Genomic DNA, 18,671 nt, shown 5'->3' on the forward strand with positions numbered 1-18,671 from the left:
CAATCGATCAACATTCCTCAATGACAAGGTTAATTGTTATGTTATAACATAACTAAAAACAACGTTGCGCGTATGCCTATACGTCTTGTGAACCTTGTCATTTAGAGGAGTTGCTATGTCAGCATTAACCCAAAATCAGAATGGTTTCAAAAAACTTCCCGTCACCGTGCTTTCCGGCTTTCTTGGCGCAGGTAAAACCACGCTGCTCAATCATATTCTCAATAACCGCGAAGGCCGTCGTGTGGCGGTGATCGTCAATGATATGTCGGAAGTGAATATCGATGCCGCGCTGGTGCGCGAGGGCGGGGCAGAGCTGTCGCGCACCGACGAAAAGCTGGTGGAAATGAGTAACGGCTGCATCTGCTGCACATTGCGTGAAGATTTGCTGCTGGAGGTCAATCGTCTGGCGAAAGATGGCCGCTTCGATAATTTGGTGATCGAATCGACCGGCATTTCTGAACCGTTGCCGGTGGCGGAGACTTTCACCTTCGCCGATGAAGAGGGGCAAAGTCTGTCTGAAGTTGCCTCGCTCGACACCATGGTGACGGTGGTCGATGGCTTTAACTTCCTGCGTGACTATGAATCGAATGAGAGCATTCAGTCGCGCGGAGAATCATTGGGTGCTGAGGATGAGCGCACGGTGGTGGATTTGCTGGTCGATCAAATCGAGTTCTGTGATGTACTGATTCTTAACAAAACCGACCTGATTAACGAGACGGAAAAAGCGCGGCTGATGGCGATCCTGACGTCGCTCAATCCGCGCGCCAACATTATCACCTCTGAATTCGGCAAAGTGGGATTGAATCAGGTGCTCAACACCGGTTTGTTTGATTTTGATGCCGCCGCGCAGGCGCCGGGCTGGCTGCAGGAGTTGCGTGGAGAACACACGCCCGAGACCGAAGAGTACGGCATTCGTAACTTCGTGTTCCGCGCGCGTCGTCCTTTCCATCCGATGCGCTTTGCTCACTTGATTGAAAATGAGATGCACGGAGTGGTGCGTTCCAAAGGCTACTTCTGGCTTGCCAGCCGTCCGCGTCATGCCGGTTCATGGTCGCAGGCAGGCGGCGTATCGCGTCAGGGTTTAGCCGGCATGTGGTGGGCCAGCGTGCCAAAAGATCGCTGGCCGGAAGATGCGGAAAACCTTGGCTACATCTTAGAGAACTGGGTTGACGGCAGCGGCGACGCGCGACAGGAACTGGTGTTTATCGGCATAGAAATGGATGAAAACGCGCTGCGAAGCAAACTGGAAGAGGCACTGTTAACCGATGAGGAAATGGCGCTCGGACCCGATAACTGGGTGGAATTCCCCGACCCGTTCCAGCCATGGTTTAACTAATTGTAGGGTCGCCATTCATGGCGACCTGCTCAATTACGCTGCGCCCAACCACATCGACACCTCAACCCCATCGTTAAACGGCAGCGACATAAAACCACGATTACTGTGCATCAGCTCCAGATACTCCGGGCTGAAGTCGGCATCGTCGGCAACAATCAGCGCGCCGGGACGCAAAAACGGCTGCACCAACGTAACAATATCCGGGTAAATCGCTTTTGCGCCGTCCAGCACCAGCATATCGATGGAGGCGGGGAGATCGCGGCTCAATGTCTGCAACGCATCGCCCACGCGCACCTCAATCAAATCGCTGACGCCGGCATCGGCGAAATGGTTACGGGCTAACGCCACTTTCTCCGGCTCAAACTCGCAGGTGATGATGTTACCGCCGCCGTTATCGCGCAGCGCCGCCGCCAGATGCAGCGTGGAAATGCCGAATGAGGTGCCGAATTCAACGATGGTTTTGGCATTGCTGCTGCGCGCCAGCATATACAGCAACTTGCCGGTTTCACGTGATACCGCTAACGGCACCTCTTTTAGATGTCCATAAAGTTCCAGGTAATCGGTTTTGCTGTGTAGCAGGCGATGTTGCTCGGCGTCAGTCATGGTTCTGAAGGCATTATTGGTTGGATGCGCCATATTATCGGCCAGCTCAAACAGGTAATTCAGCAGCGGCGCCAGTGGCGCAGAAGTTAAGGTATTCATGTTGTTCTCCGTGCAGACAAAGTGGATTTTGCTGTGCCAACAGAATACGATGAATTATTCGCATTTCACTATTCGTGTTCAGGAGATGATAGTGACTGAGCTACGTAACACTAAGATTTCAGAGAGAAAAAAGCCCAGGCAGGCGCGTTCCAGCGAGCTGGTTTCCGCCATTTTGCAGGCGGCTACTCAGGTTTTAGAGCTGGAAGGTGCCGCGCGTTTTACCACGGCGCGGGTTGCGGAACGCGCTGGCGTTAGTATTGGATCGCTGTATCAATATTTTCCCAATAAGGCGGCTATTCTTTTCAGATTGCAAAGCGAGGAATGGCAGCGTACTGGCAATTTGTTAGGCGCGATTTTGCGCAATACCGCCAACACGCCGCGTCAGCGATTGCACGATCTCACTCTGGCGTTTTTGCATTCCGAATGTGAAGAGGCGGCGATGCGCACCGCGCTGAATGACGCGGCACCTTTGTATCGTGATGCGCCGGAGGTGCAGGAAGCGCGCGCGGCGGGTGAAAATGTCATCAGCGATTTTCTGCGTGAAGTATTACCACACTCAGAGGAAAGTGAACGGGCGCGCACCGCAGATTTATTGAACAGTACGCTGGGCAATGTTGGGAAACATTTTTCCGAATCGCCGCGCACGCCAGCTGAGATTCAGGCTTACGCGCAAGAGATGGCGGCGATGTTTTGTGCCTGGATCAGGGAAAAAGGCGCCGATTTACAGTAAAAGATGGACTGGAAATCTCTGAAAGCGGTTAACAAACTCATTATTCACATTCTCAATAATCCACACCGCGAGTAAGCTTAACAAAACTTTATTGAGCCGAATGAGCAAACGGGAGAGCAAAATGGCAGTGAAGATGATTGCGGTGGATATGGATGGCACTTTTCTCGATGACAACAAACAATACAACGCGCAGCGCTTTGCGCGTCAGTATGCGTTGCTGAAAGAGAAGGGCATTCGTTTCGTGGTCGCCAGCGGCAATCAGTATTATCAGTTGCTGCGCTACTTTCCTGACATCAAAGACGAGATCGCTTTTGTCGCGGAAAACGGCGCCTGGGTTTCTGACAGTAATGAAGAGATCTTCTGCGGCGAACTGGCGCAGGAGCGCGTGCATCAAATCCTCGATATTCTCGCCAAAGAGCCAGACATCAGCACCGTGGTCTGTGGCCGCAACGGCGCGTACGTGCACACCTCAATGTCCGACGAAGTGATTGCCATGCTGGCGAATCACTATCATCGTCTGGAAAAGCGCGACAATCTCTACGATATCGACGACACCATCTTTAAGTTCTCGCTGAATCTGGCGCACGAAGGCGTTGATGCCTTGATGGAACGTCTGCACGCTGAGTTGGGCGCGATTGAAAACATCATGCATCCGGTTTCCAGTGGTTTTGGGTTTGTGGATTTGATCATTCCCGGCTGCCACAAAGCGCATGGCATCGCGCTGCTGCAGGAAAAATGGGGCATTGATGATTGTGAAGTGGTGGCGATAGGCGACAGCGCCAATGACATCGAAATGCTGCGTCAGGCGTGCTACAGCTTCTCAATGGCGAACGCCGCCGCGCCAGTCAGCGCCGTGTCGCGTTACAGAACCGAAAGCAACAATGACGAAGGCGCGCTTAACGTGATCGCCCGCATTCTGGCGCGCGAAGTGCCGTTTGGCTGATGTTATTGATGCGGAGCGTCATTGCAGGCAATGACGCTCAAGCAGAATGGTAGTTGTTAATTCATCTCACTTACTAGTACCCGTCATATACCTCATTGAGAAAGGGTTATAACGCATAAACCCGCCTGATTTGTCAAAAGTGACCAATGTTGTCGCTCTAATCTTTCCTTTATATATAAGACAATAAAGTATTATTGGAATTGAATCCGAAATTTACTGATAAAATAAAAGCATTATAATGCAATGGTTTGAGGGCTTTTTTACCTTCAACACATCTTGCGATAACTTCACTTGTCTTATAAATGGGTGGGAAAATTCCCTCGAATTAACTTATTACTCTGTTTTTATAAGTTCATCCAGTTGAAAAAATAATGATTACAATTGATAGGCAATTTAATGCTCGATGCTGACTCGATTAACTGAGTGTTTTTTTCTTTTAATTTAAAAGTAATTAAATAATGGTTACGGCTTTAATTATGCTTTGATAAGCTGAGATTAACTTTTAGATCGCAGAGGATTGATTTTAATCTTAAGATGATATCTTTATTCAATCTTATGCATTAATATTCAACGCAGGGAGTGCTCGAGTTATGTCATCTCCATTTAACTTTCTAATAAGAATTCGTTTTTATTTGTTTTTCATCCTTCTTTGCTTTATTGGAGGCACAACATGGGCATTGCAAAAGCTTGGGCTAAATAATAGCCTTCCATTGTGGTCAGCAGGGATGCGGTTTTTGATTGCAAGTGTAATTATTATTTTTTATTTGATTTTAAGTAAAAGGATTTATATTAATTACGCCGTTTTCAGTCTTGCTGCAGCTAACGGCCTGTTTTATTTTTCGATTCCATTTGGAACAGTTTATTGGGCATCAACATATATACCTAGTGGATTGGTAGCTGTTTTAGCTTCTGGAATTAGCGTATATGCACTACTTCTAAACCATTTCTTACGCGGAAAGCCAGCAACTGGAAGGCAATTATCAGGTGTTTTCTTTGCCATCACAGGTGTATGTGTGGTTTTTGGTGAAGGAGCATCTTTACCGGGCAATGAAAAAAGTATAATTGCTATGTTAGCAGTGTTAGGAGCCATGGGCAGTTCAGCCGCTATAACGCTCAAAGTTCAAAAGCATATTAAAACTCTTCTACTTCTTAGTTTTGTTGCATTTTCCATGCTGAGTGGTGGTTTTTTACTCTTGATTACGAGCTTAATAATTGAAAGTGGTAACCGTTTCTTTTATGGGGAGAGCTTAGGAGCGCTCCTTTATTTAGCAGTAATAGGATCAGTATTAGGATTTACGCTTAATATTACTTTGCTTAAACATTGGCATATTTCTAAAGCTACATCTCATTTATTCATCTCCCCAGTTATTGCATTGTATATGGGCTTCATACTTCTTGATGAAAATATTACCACGACTGTGATTATAGGCACCGCGGTTGTTGTCATCGGCGTAATGTTAATCGTTTTGCCAAAACGCGAAAAGGAAACTCTTAATGTCAACTCTACAAAAAAACCTGGCCATAATCTGTCAGAATAGAAAGCTACCATTTGTGTTTGAAGAAGCTAAGGCAATGGGTGTCGAAATTACATTTTTTTATAACGATAATGAGTCTCCACTGCCGGGAATTCCCGGTGTTGTGAGAAGCATTGCTTTACCATTGTTTGAAGATGAAGATAAAGCACTAAATATAGTCATGTTAGAAAATAAAGTGCGCCGAATTGATGGTGTTTTAACACTATTTGAACCGGCGTTAGATTTCGCCGCTAAAATTGCTAACAGGTTGGGATTACCTTTCTTACCTGAATTCGTAGTAGAGCAATGTAGAAACAAAAATATGACTCGGCGCGTTCTGTATGATAACGGATTAAATACACCCTCCTTTATCGAAATAAAAGAAGAAAAATACCCAGACATTGACCAAATTAAATTTCCGCTTGTAGTGAAGCCTACTAATGGCTTTTCCAGTCAGGGTGTTACCCGAGCTAACAACCCTGATGAATTGAGAAATGCTATTGATAAAGTATGGGAAATTAACCGCACGCAATTGAAAGATTTCATCTATGACAAGGGTGGTGTTTTACTTGAGTCATTTATCGATGGGCCGGAGTTCGCAATCGAAACATTTTCGCATCGTGGTGAGGTGACAGTGCTCTCAATCGGCGATAAAGGTAATGGCAAAGGTCCATACTTTGAAGAAGGTGTTTATATCGCACCTGCTGATATTGATGAAGAACTGCGAGATGAAATCGCAGATGAAGTTAGACGTGCAGTTAAGGCGCTAGGAATTAATGAGGGACCAGCACATGTGGAACTGCGTATTGACCAAAAGCAAGTGCCTTTTGTTATAGAAGTCGCACCACGCGTGGGTGGATCCGGAATATCACATTATATTGTGAAAGCAAGCACGGATATAAACTTCCTGCAGTTGGTTATTTGCCACGCTTTGGGTATGGAATTTCCCCAAAAAATGGGGGCATTAGTAAAGCCGATATCTACTGCCGGAAATTATATTATTCCTGTGCAGGGAGATGGAATCTTTGTCGAGATTGATGGATTAGCAAATGTCCGTGAGAAATCTGAGGTGGAATATGTTTTTGAATTTATGGAGCCTGGGCATAAAGTTCTTCCATACCCTCATTTTTCAGGTTACCCAGGATTTATTTTAACACGTCATACTGACCATGAAGCTTGTGAATCTTTTTATAACGATTTACAAAAAAATCTAAAAATAAAATATTTATAGATTCCATAGTTAAGGAGAATGATATGGATCGTAAAATAATAATTCACACTTTGGGGCCAGAAGGAACTAATTGTGAGAAAGCAGGTTATCTTTGGCTGGAAAGTAAGAAGGTTTATGGTGATGTTAAGCTTTATTCAACTCTTGAGGATGCTCTCATTGAAGTCAGGAAGAATACACATGATCTATTATTAGGATGTGCCGTCTATCCAGACTTACATAAAATTGTATTTGAGAACTTAGACTTTTTAGAAATTCAGGATGGTTTTGTAATGCCAACATGGAACATGGTATTAGCAAAAAATCATCGTAGTTCGTCAAATATGGAACAATTTACAATTGTTTGTCATCCAGCGCCATCCCATCTCGCGTATACATACAGCCAGGATGTTCGTTTTGTCTCAAGTAATGTACAGGCAGCGCTGGAGTGTGTTAGTGGAAAGGCTTCCGCGTGTATAACAACATTAAAAGCTGCACAAGATAATAATTTAAAGGTCATTCAAGACTTTGGTGAAGTACCAATGTGTTTCACTCTTCATGGTCATAAACGCTAAGGAGTATTTTTATGCAATGGGTTAAGGATAAAGTTATTATTGAATTATGCCCTCGTATACATGAGTTCAATAAATTGCAAAGTGCTACAGGCGCGGTAGTATGTAACATAGATAAAGCTGAGTATTTGCTGGATGAAATTATAGGTTTGGCTGGTGAGATATTGTCTGCTCTGAAGCAATCCGATTATGCCCTACAATTGAATACAGACCTTCGTGAATGGAAAAAAGCTGGATTAAATACTGTACCATGTTTTAAACGGTCATTAGATAGCTATGAACCACCTGTAGATGGCGGCAAAACTTTTTACCTGGCTACAATCATTACGCCTAATAGTCATAAAGAAAAAGGATATTGGCTGGAGTGCTTTTTGGCTCAACGAAAACAACCCGATGTCTTGCTGCCAATTATGTCTGATTTACCACACCCACAAAATGTCAGCCAAACCATGCACCTGATTGCTTCGTCTTCTGGTTTCAGTGTGGGACACTGCTTAGTCTTCTTTCCAGAAAACGTTAAAACAAAAAATAGGGTTGTTAAACAACATTTTGCGATGTTCTTTTTTAATAAATTCCATGCTATCTATCAAAAAGACACATTGCGTAGAGTAGAATCATTATTGGAGTTTGAAGGGAAATCATCTCATTCACTAAGCGCAGAGAATTGCTATGCAGCGCGCGCGGTATGGGGATACTTGCACGACTATTATCACCACTGCGGACCCCGTCCTTTTAATAAAAATATTCACGTTAAAATGAATTTTTGGGAAGGTGTTTTAGAAGAAATAAAAGTTGATTGCCAAACCATTATTAGAGTGCAACAGCAGCATTATCCTTGGTGGCGAGAAGTGACCGAGTTTATTTTATTTGAGAGGTTGGTCCGTTACCCTGCGCAACACGATGCTACGAGTAACTTTGATGCAGCAACTGGGGTTTTATTATTCTCCTGGCTTAAACGCCGTGGACATGGTGTTAGCATTAGCGACTCTTCAGGTAAAGTTATACTTGATTTTGAAAAGTGTTTGATTGGCTTGCATGTCCTTGTTAAGGAAATACAAGCGCTTGAAGAGATTGAGGGTGACACAATATATAAGCAAGCAGTTGAAAATTTTGTAATGAAAGAACTTCAGCCAGGTGATCAGAATGAACGATATATTATCCCTGATGATTATTTAATTCATGATATGAATATGAAAGTCAAGATACCAATTCTCTTCTTTTAGACCCCCATAAATTTGCGAAATTTTAGACGATGAAAGTAGAAATGAGCGCACCAATCACGGTGCGCTACTCATTCGTTTAAACCTTATGAAAATACCCGCTTTCACGCATATCCTGCAATAACCCCGGCCCGCTCGGCTGCCAGTTAAACGTCTGACGCGTCCACGCGCTGGAGGAGGGATTATCGGTAGACGCAAAAAATGCCATCCAGCCTAACCACGCTTTAGCTTCTTCCAGTGTCAGGCTTTTCACCGGCAGTGATAATCCGGCGCCGATGGTTTCGGCAATCTGCCGGAACGGCACGCCTTCTTCCTGCACCGCATGCAGAATCGCACCCGGCTCAGCCTTTTCAGCCGCAAGGCAAAACAGTTCAGCGGCATCATCGCGATGTACCGCAGGCCAGCGATTATCACCCTCGCCGACATACACCGCCGCGCCTTTTTCCTTCGCCATATTGATGATCATCGGAATAAATCCGTGATCGCCTGCGCCATGTACGGTTGGCGGTAAGCGCACCAGCGCCACGCGCACGCCGCTGTCGGCCAACGCCAGCGCCGCGACGTTGGAGTTGGAACGTGGATGCGCGCCCGCTGCCGGTAGAATCTGTTCGGTGGCGAGATGTCCCGGCGACACTAGCGCGGTGCCGGTGGTGACAATCAGCGGGCGATCTGAACCTGCCAATACGTCACCCATCGCCATAATCGCGCGTTGGTCGACTTCGGCGGCATGATCCATGCGGCTGAAATCATGAATATATCCTGCGTGGATCACGCCATCGCTCTGTTCGACCGCCTTACGCAGGCCGTCGAGATCTTGCAGATCGCCGCGAATTACCTGCACACCTTGCTGCCGCAGTTTTTCTGCGGAAACTTCGCTGCGCGCCAGACCTTGCACCTGATAACCGCGCGCCTGCAGTTTTTTTACAATGGCGGAACCGATAAAGCCGCTCGCCCCGGTCACAAAAATTCGCATATTGGTGCTCCACTTTTTCAAAGTTGAAGCGCTATCATAAAAGTCTGCAACGCGACGAAAAGTCGTGAGCTTATACAGGTATACGCACTAACAGGATAAAGGCATGACTCCCCAAGATGACAACCTGCTCGGCAACTATCTGCGTGAACGTCGCCAGCGGCTGGATGCGGCGAAACTTGGTTACACTCTACTTCGTCGCCGCACGCCGGGCCTGCGCCGGGAAGAAGTGGCGGTGCGCGCGTGTGTCAGCACTACCTGGTATACGTGGCTGGAGCAGGGCAGAGGCGGCGCGCCATCGGAAGAAGTATTGGAACGCTTAGCCCGCGCATTAGAGCTGAGCGCCGCCGAGCGCGATCATCTGTTTTTGCTGGCACAAAATCGTCTGCCGGGCGTGACATGGCAAGCAGGCGTGGATGTTTCGCCATCGCTACAGCGCGTGCTCGACAGCATGGAGAACACGCCTGCGCTGGTCAAAACCGCAGAGTGGCAAGTGGTGGCGTGGAACCTTGCGGCGACCAAAGTGTTTGTCGATTACGCCGAGCTGCCGCCGGCCCAGCGCAATATCCTGCTGATGATGTTCCGTAATGAAGAGATGAAAAAGCGTCTGCCGGACTGGCACAAAGTGACGCGCGGCATGGTGGCGAATTTCCGTGCGGATGTGGCGCGCACCGGCGCCAGCGAGCATGTGCGTGCGCTGGTGGATGAGTTGTGTGAGATGAGTGACACCTTCCGCCAGCTGTGGCAATCGCAGGAAGTGAGCCAGCATGGCGAAGGTATCAAACAGCTGTGGCTGCCGGACGAAGGCGTGCTGGAGCTGGAATACAGCACCTTCGCGGTTGAAGGCAAACCGGGTTTAAGTCTGGTGGTGTTTAATCCGCGTCAGCAGCACGATCGGGATTGTGTGGCGCGGCTGATGGCGCGTCCGTAGCGGCGCGATAGTGGGCTTCCATCTCATCCAGCGCCGCCTGATTCTCCAGCCCCCATTGATACATCTGCTCAATCGGTGCCGCGAACGTCATGCCGAGCGGAGTTAAGCGGTAATCCACTTTCGGCGGCACCACATCATAGACGTGACGCGCAATCAGCCCGCGCTGCTCCAGCTCTTTTAACGTCTGAAATAGCATCTTCTTCGAAATTCCCTGCAGGCTGCGCTGCAACTCGCCGGTGCGCGCGCGATGGTTCGGCCAGTGATAGAGCGCGTGCAGAACCATGCTGCTCCATTTGACCGAGAACAGATCCATTAACCGTCGCGGCGGCGAATCCGAATAAAAAAACAGTTTACCGTCAACAATCGCGGGCATAGTTCGCGCCTCCATTATGGTTACCAAAAGGTAACTACTATCAATTTTGCACCATGATCACTATAGTCTGCCGCCTTCAGCTAGCCAAAGCCAGTTCATTTCGGAGGCACTATGAAAATCAATGCATTAGTCGCACACGACGCGGCCCAACCGCTCTCTTCCAGCCAGATTGCGCTGCGTCCGCTGCAGCAGCAGGATGTCAAAATTGAAATTCTGTACTGCGGCGTGTGCCATTCAGACCTGCACATGGCACGTAACGAATGGGCGGTGAGCCGTTATCCGCTGGTGCCGGGACATGAAATCGTCGGACGCGTGGTAGAAACCGGCGCGGACGTAACGAATTTCAAAACCGGTGATGTGGTTGGCGTCGGCGTGATGGTCGATTCCTGCCGCGAATGCCATTTCTGCCAGCAGAAAGAAGAGCAGTATTGTGAATCCGGCTTTGTTGCGACCTACAACGGCATCGACAAATACACCGGCGACAGCACGTGGGGCGGCTATGCGCAGAATGTGGTGGTCGATCAGCACTTTGTGGTGTCCGTACCGCAAACCTTGCCGTTAGCTGGCGTTGCGCCGTTGCTGTGTGCGGGCGTCACCGTGTGGTCGCCGCTGCGTCACTTTAACGTGCAAGCGGGAGATAAAGTCGGCGTGGTCGGTTTGGGCGGATTAGGTCATATGGCGGTTAAGCTGGCAAGCGCGATGGGCGCGGAAGTCACGCTGTTTACCACGTCACCGGCCAAAGGTGAAGATGCGTTGCGCTTGGGGGCGACGCGCGTGGTGGTTTCACGTGACGCCGGGCAGATGGCCGCCGCGCAAACTTCACTGGATTTCATCGTAGACTGCGTGTCGGCTCCGCACGATCTCGATCCTTACCTTGCAACGCTGAAAACCAACGGTCGCTTAGTGCTGGTCGGTATTCCTGAGCAACCGCACCAATCTCCAAATGTCACGCCGATGGTAAATCGTCGTTTGAGCATTAGCGGCTCATCAATTGGCAGCATTCAGGAAACTCAGGAGATGCTGGATTTCTGCGGTAAGCACAATATCACTGCCGATATTGAACTGATTGCCGGTCAAGAGATCGAAACGGCGTTCGCGCGCATGTTGAAGGGTGATGTGAAGTATCGTTTCGTTATCGATATGCAAGCGACCCGCTGGTAAAGTGTTTCTGCCCGCACGTTGTTGTGGGCAATTTCATGCTGAAATCGCCTGGATAAAAATTTCATCCCATTGAAATAAATGATTTTTATTCCTTAATCCGTTGTACCAACTCGCCAGAGAAAAATGGCGTATATAGTTACAACATACTTTTACATTATAACGTAACAACACTCGGTTTTGACTCTCTTGCGGCCTGTTAGTCGGACAGCAAAAATCGAGATTTTTATGTCCAACTGAGGTAATCCATCCATTCACAATTTACCGCATCAATCCTTTCCGCTTAAATGGAAGTGTCACTTCCTCTACAACAATGTGTTTTGACTATCTTATTGAAATTAAGCATTTATTTTTGTGGCATGTAAATTGCTAAGTTTGGTTTTAACTTTTCAATCGATATCAAACCAATGAAAAAAATCATCACCTTCGGCACCTTCGATGTGTTCCATGTTGGGCACTTACATATCTTACAGCGAGCAAAAAAGCTGGGTGACTGGTTAGCCGTCGGGGTTTCTTCTGATGCCCTAAACTTCCATAAAAAAGGGCGCAATCCGGTTTACGATGAAAGTGACAGAATGTCGATTATTGCGGGCATTAAATATGTCGATGAAGTGTTTCTGGAAGAATCGCTGGAATTGAAGGCTGACTATATTAAAAAATACAACGCCGATACGCTGGTAATGGGCGATGACTGGAAAGGGAAGTTTGATAAGTTTTCTTCACTGGCTGAAGTCGTTTACCTTGAGCGCACGCCCAGCATCTCCACCACGTCTTTAATTGAGATAATAAAGAAGCGCTAATGCCCTCAGCCCGCGTTCCAGGCTGAGGGCAGTCTTGCGGCTACATTATCGCATCAATGATAACCTGCGCTGCACGCTTACCGGCGTTGCCGTCATTAAATGCATCGCAATACTCGGTTTTGATGTGTTGCATCATCTCCGCTTGTTCACTCCATGGATAATCATCAGACAAATAATTTCTGATATCGACCATATTCCGCGCAACCGGTAAAAACTTGCGAACCTGCTGTTCTGGGCTTTCATGCGTGCTGAATGAGTTATTATCTTTCAACAGATTTTCCCTGCCGTCCCAATCCAGCAAGATGATGTTTTTATCGGCGTTGATAGCATCAAAAATAAAGCCGCTGTTATCGCTAATAACATAATCCGCCCGTTTCAGCAGCGTAAACGTGGACGTCTCAGGCTGGACGATTTTTTTCAGGAAGCGTTTGGCCGTTTTCAGTGCCAGTCGCTCGCTCTTTTTATACAGCGTTCCATGATGAAGTTTAGCAATAACATTAAACTCATTGCTAAGCCGACTCAGTTTCTCTGCCCAGTGAATGATTGAACTCAACTCGCCAAAGGTTGGCGCATAGAGCAGAGTCGGTTTTGTCGACGATAACTTTAAGTAACCGGGGCAATCCAGCATGTATGCGTTGTTATGCCAGTCATCAAATCGCGGGTTACCCACCACCTTGGTGCGGTCGGCCAGATTCAGCGATTTTTCCGTGTAGTGGCTGTAGCATAAAATGTGGTGATACTTATTATTCCATTCAGCATGGTTCCACTCGTTTTTAGCCAAACCATAGACCGTACGAATATGCACCTTCGCAACATCCACCGCATAAGGAAGATGATAAGGACTTACCAGACAGGCGTATTTTTTGGACTCTTGCAAAACGGTGGAGAGCAGGCTGAAGCGTAATCCAGGAACATTTAGGGTGCGGAGATAGCTAACCATATTATTAACGAAGTCATCTTCAATTAAATTATTGATAATGATTTCGCAAGGTACTTTCTGATGCATTAGCTCGAGAATAATATTGCGGTAAACATCATAATGGAATGACGTTTCCATAAAAAATCCTACAACCTGTTCGTTGTTTATTACGTTTGCTGACACGGTTTTTCCCATCCTGTACAAAAAGATACTAAATTCTTAGCAAAAACCATGCCAGGCGATTTTACTCGGTTTTTAAAGTGATTTTGCGAACTCACGGAAATGTTATTTCCATTTGCGGAAGGGATGATACCCAACATTGATACAGCAATCGTCACGTTCCACGTCGTCGCGGCGCGTCACATCCTGCAATCACTTTTTGCACAATCCTGAATAAACATTTCCCGCACTGCTCCGATAACTCCCTTACAAACCATAGAAAAATAATCAACGCAGGAGCAGGGAACATGGGGCTGGTATCCCGATTACGTAATGTGCGCATCACGCGTAAGCTGTCGGCAGGATTCGGCATTGTGCTGCTGTTAGTGGCACTGGCAACCGGATTGAGCGTTCAGCGCTTCAACGCCATTCATGACATCTATCAGAAAACTAACCTGATTTATGACATCAACATTGAAGTGTTCCAGGCCAAAATCAACCGCCTTAAGTATCTGTATGGCGATGACAAATCCGGCCAGGTGATGGCGAATTACGTTACGCATGCGCAGCAGCTCACCAGCGATGCGAAGCAGCTGTCATGGTCGGAAGGTGCCAGAGCGCGGGTGGATGAACTCGGAACGCACCTCGCCAGTTTCCAGAATAGCATTGGCGCGATGACGCAAGCCACGCAGCAACTCAATAGCTTGCGCTCGCAACTTGACGCTTTAAGCCAGCAAGACATGACTTCGCGCTACACCCAACTGATTCGCACACCTGTTACCAATCCTGAACTTACCAATCAAATTTACCAGCAGCTGTTCGCTATCAGCAATGTGCGCGAAGAAGCCTGGGCGCTGCGTTTTAACGTCAGCGATGCGCTGCGTAAAACGCTGGAGAATCATTTCCAGCAGGCGGATCAAGGCATGAAAGCGCTGCTAGCGCAGTTGCCGTCGGAACAGCAGGGCGAATTCACCGCACTGTGGCAGGACACCGAGAAATTCAAAAGCCTGAGTTTGCAGGCGGCGGATGCCTATGGTCAGCTGCGTGCGGCGGAAGATACCGTCAAAGTGGCGGGCGATAAGAGCAGTGCGGCGATCAAACAGATCATCACCATCGTTAAAGCGCGTAACGATGAGCTGGCCAACGGCTCGGCGGCGATTTCCCTGCTGATTGGTGGTCTGGCGATTCTGTTCGGCGTGCTGGTGGCGTGGTACATCATTCGTCAGATTACGCGTCCGGTATTCCATAACCTGGAACTGGCGGAGCGCATCGCCAATGGCGATCTCAGCTCGCAGTTTGCCACCGATCGGCATGATGAACTCGGCAAGCTGACTTCGGCGATGGGACGCATGAACGAACGGCTGCGCAGCATGATCGGCGATGTGTTGAGCAGCGTGAGCAGCGTGTCGCAGGCGGCCAGCGCTATTAATCAGGGCAATCTCGATTTGTCATCGCGCACCGAACAACAAGCGGCGGCGGTGGTGGAAACCGCTGCCAGTATGGAGCAGCTCACTGCCACGGTGAAAAATAACGCCGCCAATGCACGTCAGGCAAGTCAGATTGCGGCGGAAGCGTCACACAACGCCAACAAAGGCGGCATCGCGGTGCGTGATGTGGTGAACACCATGGACGAGATTTCTGATAGCTCGAAAAAGATCGCCGATATCACCGCCGTGATTAACAGCATCGCTTTCCAGACCAACATCCTCGCGTTGAACGCGGCGGTAGAAGCCGCGCGTGCCGGCGAGCAGGGACGCGGTTTTGCCGTGGTCGCCAGCGAAGTGCGCAATCTGGCACAACGCAGCGCCGGGGCGGCGAAAGACATCGAACAGTTGATCAATGAATCGGTCGGACGCATCAGCAATGGCCACCAGCAGGTGGCGCGCGCCGGTGAAACCATGGATCAGATTCTCGGCAGCATTGCGCGCGTGAATCAAATCATGGAAGAGATTTCCGCCGCGTCGGATGAACAGAGCCGCGGCATCGAGCAAATTGCCCGCGCGGTCGGCGAGCTGGATACCACCACGCAGCAGAACGCCACGCTGGTGAGCGCCTCTTCGCACTCGGCGAACTCCCTGGAAGAGCAGGCGCTGATGCTGGAGCGATTAGTGTCGCAGTTCCGCCTGCAAGGTGCTGCACGTTAGAAAAACAGCGTGGAAGTAGCTCCAGATTTACTTCCACGGTCTTTCTTTGGGTCAGCTTGCAATGCTTTTTTGCGGCCGCAGAAATGCAAGGTAAATATTCTTAAAATAAAGCGATCTGCCGCCGATATTTCCCGTTAAACTGCAATTCTTGTCGTCCTGATACTTTCCCTGCATGAACTACTACTCACCTGACGATAGCCATTTGAAGCGGCGCTCCCAACGCTTCGTCCGCCGCATGTTTATCATGCGTCAGCTAGGCACGATTTTATGTTTTTTCCCGATTCTCTCGGTACTGATGGAGAGGGATCGTGGCCTGGCGTTTAGTGCTCTGTTATTTGTCAATGCGTTTCTCTGGCCGTGGCTGGCTTATCACCGCGCGCTGCGGGCCGAAGATTCCACCGCCACCGAGCGGCACAACTTAACCCTTGATGCCGCCTTTGGTGGCATTTGGGTAGCGCTGATGGCGCTGAGTCCGCTACCTTCCTTTGTCATCATGGCGGTGTTAGCCTCGGACCGCTATGCAGCGGGCGGTGCAGCCCAGTTGATTGCAGCGATGCAGGCATTTCTCTGCGCATTCGTGCTGGTATGGCTGGTGGATGGCGCAGGCGTTGATTTGGCGTTCAGCACGCGTACCGTCTGGCTGAGCCTGCCGCTGGCAACCTGCTACATGCTGGTACTCAGCGTCACCTCGTACAATCTCACCTGGCAACTGCGTAAACGTAACCGCGAGCTGGAGCGCATTGCGCTGATGGATCCCGGTCTGGGGATTCCCAATCGTCGCTTGTTTGAACGTCGGCTGGAGAGCGAATTTCTCAGCACGCGCCGTGGCGACAGCGCTGGCTATTTACTGCTTATAGACCTCGATTATTTCAAATCGGTAAACGATACCTGGGGACACGAGGCGGGGGATTTCCTGCTGGCGGAAATTTCCTCGCTGCTGCGAAATCATGTGGGATTGCAGGATATTCCGGCGCGTTTTGGCGGCGATGAGCTAGGCGTGATTGTGCATCATGCCAGCGACGAATCGGTGGTGGCGCTGGCCCAACGTTTGCAGGAAAAGATTGCGCAGGTGCGTTTACCGGCATCGGCGGAGTTTCGTTGTTCGGTGAGTATAGGTATTGCATCGGCAGCGCATGCAGAATCCATGCGTCACTGGTTGCGGCATGCCGATGAAGCGCTGTATGAGGTGAAACGCGCCGGACGCAACGGCGTACGCTTGTGGCAACCGTCACTGGCCGGCGCGGCCTGAATCACACGAACTCGGGTTCGCAGTTCACTGGGAAGTTAAGCGAGTTAGCAATAAAGCAGGCTTCGTGGGCCTGATGATGCAGTTCACGCGCGCGGTCCGCATCCGCCGGATCGCGCAGCGCAATGCGCGGTTTCAACGTGATATTGGTAAACCGACCGCGCGTGCCCTCAATCATTGTCCCTTCCGCTGCATCTTCATAAGCTTCCACCACAATTCCGGCGTCAGAACATAAATGCAGATACCACAATTTGTGGCATGCCGAGGCCGAAGCCAGCAGTAACTCTTCCGGATTCCAGCGCGCCGCATCCCCGCGAAACGCCGAATCGGCGCTCAGTGCAACCGTCTCTTTGCCAGCGGCAATCAGCTCCGCGTTACGGTCGTAAGCGGTGTAAGATGCGGTACCATTGCCGCGGTTGCCAGTCCAGCGCACCGTGACCTGATAATGGTGTTCCTTTGCTGCCATTTCTGATGCTCCTTTTATGACGGAAGCACGCAGTCTAACCTGTGTGCAGCAGAGTCGCCATTTATGTCAGATAAGCACGTATGTATGCAGGTGCGCATGAATGCGCCCCTTCAATAACCTGCCAAATAAACGTAGGGTCGCCATTCATGGCGACCAGAAATCAAACACGAGCGGCAAATCCTCATCAATCCGTTTACCAACATGCAATAGTAAAACGCATAAAAAAATAAAGTTATAGCAAATATTGCCGATAACCTTTTTCGCATTTATCAGAAGACCATTCCATCTTATATCTCTTGAACTTCACTCTTTCATTTTTGTTGGTTTTTTAAGATTTGAATAAGGAAATTTTATGAAGTGTTTAAACGCCTTGTTAATCCCCGTAGTACTGAGCCTTTCAGGTTGCTCTAATTTATTCCCTGAACCCAAACAATTCACACCGCCAACTGAAAATTCTGATGTGGCAAAAATTCGTCTTATCGGTGCTCCAATGAGTTATGCATTGTATCAGACGGACAGTTCAGGTAAAAAAACCGGTGGATGGGTTTTAAAGCATAATGCATATCTTAATCCTTTTTTAGGTTCTACAAAGGATATCGGATTACCAAAAATAACAGGCAAGAAATATAAGGACGATTATGTCGAGACATTGCTTGTTCCTGATGAAAAAACCATCATTCATCACTCATTATATCAGGGGTGTAACGTGAATCTGCCGTTTGTCCCTGAAAAGAAGAAAATTTATGAAGCTCATATCAGCTATGGCGATAAGACAGGATATTGTGTTCTATATCTCAAGGAAGTTGTGCTTGATAGCGTAAATGGAATCTACGTTGAAAAGGAACTTTCAAAATGAAATGGGGGAGATTAATTCTCACAGGATGGATTTGCGCGCTCATCTCTTCATGTGCAGCTAACGTTGATCGTACAAAAGAGACTCGTCTTTCAGACTATTCAGAGAAAGAAATCAAGCAGAAACTCGTCCCTGAAGTGACGAGCCGTAAAGAAGTACTGCTCACTTTTGGCACTCCGATAAATTCAGTCAATTATAATAATGCTAAGCGTTGGGAATATCACTCTAAAATTGTTGATAGACGCATCTATTTTCTCATCCCATTAATCAATGACAGAGAGCAATCTCTCACTATCGATTTTTCAGATAAAGGAATAATCACAGCTTATCACTATGATGAAAAGTGATTGCGAAGTTTGAACTACCAACATTCCGCAACAACGCCATTTATTGCGCAATAACCTGCCGAATAATCGTTGGGTCGCCAT

The 18,671-nt window shown here is 48.3% G+C and carries 19 protein-coding genes; 14 read left to right on the forward strand and 5 right to left on the reverse strand.

Translation table 11 applies throughout. The features are described from left to right. Positions 1–115 precede the first annotated feature (115 nt). Entirely contained in the window at positions 116–1,336 is a 1,221-nt protein-coding gene (zigA, locus tag K5Y30_RS16880) for a zinc metallochaperone GTPase ZigA (protein ID WP_222212333.1), read from the forward strand. 33 nt (positions 1,337–1,369) lie between these two features. Here the strand turns inward: zigA and K5Y30_RS16885 are convergent, their stop codons facing one another. Next, a complete protein-coding gene (locus tag K5Y30_RS16885) occupies positions 1,370–2,038 on the reverse strand; it encodes an O-methyltransferase (protein WP_222184056.1) in 669 nt (222 codons plus the stop codon). Between the two features lie 91 nt (positions 2,039–2,129). Here K5Y30_RS16885 and K5Y30_RS16890 point away from each other — a divergent pair, with 91 nt between their 5' ends. The 6 genes from K5Y30_RS16890 (at position 2,130) to K5Y30_RS16915 (ending at position 8,227) form a co-directional block, all read left to right on the forward strand. Next, complete coding sequence (locus K5Y30_RS16890; protein ID WP_222212335.1) at positions 2,130–2,768, forward strand: TetR family transcriptional regulator; 639 nt, start codon at positions 2,130–2,132, stop codon at positions 2,766–2,768. A 121-nt stretch (positions 2,769–2,889) separates the two neighbouring features. Beyond that, the gene (locus K5Y30_RS16895; RefSeq protein ID WP_101761208.1) at positions 2,890–3,711 is read left to right on the forward strand and encodes a Cof-type HAD-IIB family hydrolase; all 822 of its coding nucleotides are present in this window, start codon (positions 2,890–2,892) and stop codon (positions 3,709–3,711) included. A gap of 590 nt (positions 3,712–4,301) precedes the next feature. Next, positions 4,302–5,249 carry a DMT family transporter gene (locus K5Y30_RS16900; RefSeq protein WP_222212337.1) on the forward strand — a complete coding sequence of 316 codons (948 nt, stop codon included), beginning with the start codon at positions 4,302–4,304 and terminating at the stop codon, positions 5,247–5,249. Beyond that, positions 5,206–6,456 carry an ATP-grasp domain-containing protein gene (locus K5Y30_RS16905; protein WP_222212339.1) on the forward strand — a complete coding sequence of 417 codons (1,251 nt, stop codon included), beginning with the start codon at positions 5,206–5,208 and terminating at the stop codon, positions 6,454–6,456. Before K5Y30_RS16900 ends, K5Y30_RS16905 begins: the two co-directional genes overlap by 44 nt. A 23-nt stretch (positions 6,457–6,479) precedes the next feature. Beyond that, the gene (locus K5Y30_RS16910; protein ID WP_222212341.1) at positions 6,480–7,007 is read left to right on the forward strand and encodes a hypothetical protein; all 528 of its coding nucleotides are present in this window, start codon (positions 6,480–6,482) and stop codon (positions 7,005–7,007) included. 11 nt (positions 7,008–7,018) lie between these two features. After that, positions 7,019–8,227, forward strand: a complete 1,209-nt coding sequence (locus K5Y30_RS16915) for a DUF6421 family protein (RefSeq protein ID WP_222212343.1) — start codon at positions 7,019–7,021, stop codon at positions 8,225–8,227. A 76-nt stretch (positions 8,228–8,303) separates the two neighbouring features. Here the strand turns inward: K5Y30_RS16915 and K5Y30_RS16920 are convergent, their stop codons facing one another. Then, on the reverse strand, positions 8,304–9,197 hold the full coding sequence (locus K5Y30_RS16920) for an SDR family oxidoreductase (protein WP_222212345.1): 894 nt from the start codon (positions 9,195–9,197) through the stop codon (positions 8,304–8,306). 103 nt (positions 9,198–9,300) lie between these two features. On the opposite strand from K5Y30_RS16920, the gene K5Y30_RS16925 reads away from it, so the two are divergent. Continuing rightward, the gene (locus tag K5Y30_RS16925; RefSeq protein ID WP_222212347.1) at positions 9,301–10,125 is read left to right on the forward strand and encodes a helix-turn-helix transcriptional regulator; all 825 of its coding nucleotides are present in this window, start codon (positions 9,301–9,303) and stop codon (positions 10,123–10,125) included. On the opposite strand, the gene K5Y30_RS16930 is transcribed toward K5Y30_RS16925, so the two are convergent. After that, the gene (locus K5Y30_RS16930) at positions 10,067–10,498 is read right to left on the reverse strand and encodes a helix-turn-helix domain-containing protein (protein WP_222212349.1); all 432 of its coding nucleotides are present in this window, start codon (positions 10,496–10,498) and stop codon (positions 10,067–10,069) included. The two genes, K5Y30_RS16925 and K5Y30_RS16930, sit on opposite strands and share 59 nt — an antisense overlap. 111 nt (positions 10,499–10,609) lie before the next feature. Between K5Y30_RS16930 and K5Y30_RS16935 the strand changes: the two genes are divergently transcribed. Further along, positions 10,610–11,659: an NAD(P)-dependent alcohol dehydrogenase gene (locus K5Y30_RS16935; RefSeq protein ID WP_222212351.1), complete on the forward strand. Its 1,050-nt coding sequence runs from the start codon at positions 10,610–10,612 to the stop codon at positions 11,657–11,659. A gap of 404 nt (positions 11,660–12,063) precedes the next feature. Beyond that, on the forward strand, positions 12,064–12,456 hold the full coding sequence (locus tag K5Y30_RS16940; RefSeq protein ID WP_222184072.1) for an adenylyltransferase/cytidyltransferase family protein: 393 nt from the start codon (positions 12,064–12,066) through the stop codon (positions 12,454–12,456). 40 nt (positions 12,457–12,496) lie between these two features. On the opposite strand, the gene K5Y30_RS16945 is transcribed toward K5Y30_RS16940, so the two are convergent. Further along, positions 12,497–13,558 (reverse strand): CDP-glycerol glycerophosphotransferase family protein, encoded by a 1,062-nt coding sequence (locus K5Y30_RS16945; RefSeq protein WP_222212353.1) that lies wholly within the window; start codon positions 13,556–13,558, stop codon positions 12,497–12,499. A gap of 284 nt (positions 13,559–13,842) precedes the next feature. Between K5Y30_RS16945 and K5Y30_RS16950 the strand changes: the two genes are divergently transcribed. Both K5Y30_RS16950 and K5Y30_RS16955 read left to right on the forward strand, forming a co-directional pair. Then, complete coding sequence (locus K5Y30_RS16950; protein ID WP_222212355.1) at positions 13,843–15,678, forward strand: methyl-accepting chemotaxis protein; 1,836 nt, start codon at positions 13,843–13,845, stop codon at positions 15,676–15,678. A gap of 172 nt (positions 15,679–15,850) precedes the next feature. Next, the gene (locus K5Y30_RS16955) at positions 15,851–16,927 is read left to right on the forward strand and encodes a diguanylate cyclase (protein ID WP_222212357.1); all 1,077 of its coding nucleotides are present in this window, start codon (positions 15,851–15,853) and stop codon (positions 16,925–16,927) included. 1 nt (position 16,928) lies between these two features. Here the strand turns inward: K5Y30_RS16955 and K5Y30_RS16960 are convergent, their stop codons facing one another. Next, positions 16,929–17,390 carry an OsmC family protein gene (locus K5Y30_RS16960; protein WP_222212359.1) on the reverse strand — a complete coding sequence of 154 codons (462 nt, stop codon included), beginning with the start codon at positions 17,388–17,390 and terminating at the stop codon, positions 16,929–16,931. Between the two features lie 352 nt (positions 17,391–17,742). Between K5Y30_RS16960 and K5Y30_RS16965 the strand changes: the two genes are divergently transcribed. Together K5Y30_RS16965 and K5Y30_RS16970 are read left to right on the forward strand one after the other, a co-directional pair. After that, on the forward strand, positions 17,743–18,246 hold the full coding sequence (locus K5Y30_RS16965; RefSeq protein ID WP_222212361.1) for a hypothetical protein: 504 nt from the start codon (positions 17,743–17,745) through the stop codon (positions 18,244–18,246). Next, positions 18,243–18,590, forward strand: a complete 348-nt coding sequence (locus tag K5Y30_RS16970; protein WP_222184086.1) for a hypothetical protein — start codon at positions 18,243–18,245, stop codon at positions 18,588–18,590. Before K5Y30_RS16965 ends, K5Y30_RS16970 begins: the two co-directional genes overlap by 4 nt. The last annotated feature ends 81 nt before the right edge of the window (positions 18,591–18,671 follow it).

It is taken from the genome of Pantoea sp. DY-5 (assembly GCF_019795955.1).
In the GTDB taxonomy this organism is placed as follows: Bacteria; Pseudomonadota; Gammaproteobacteria; order Enterobacterales; family Enterobacteriaceae; genus Pantoea; species Pantoea leporis.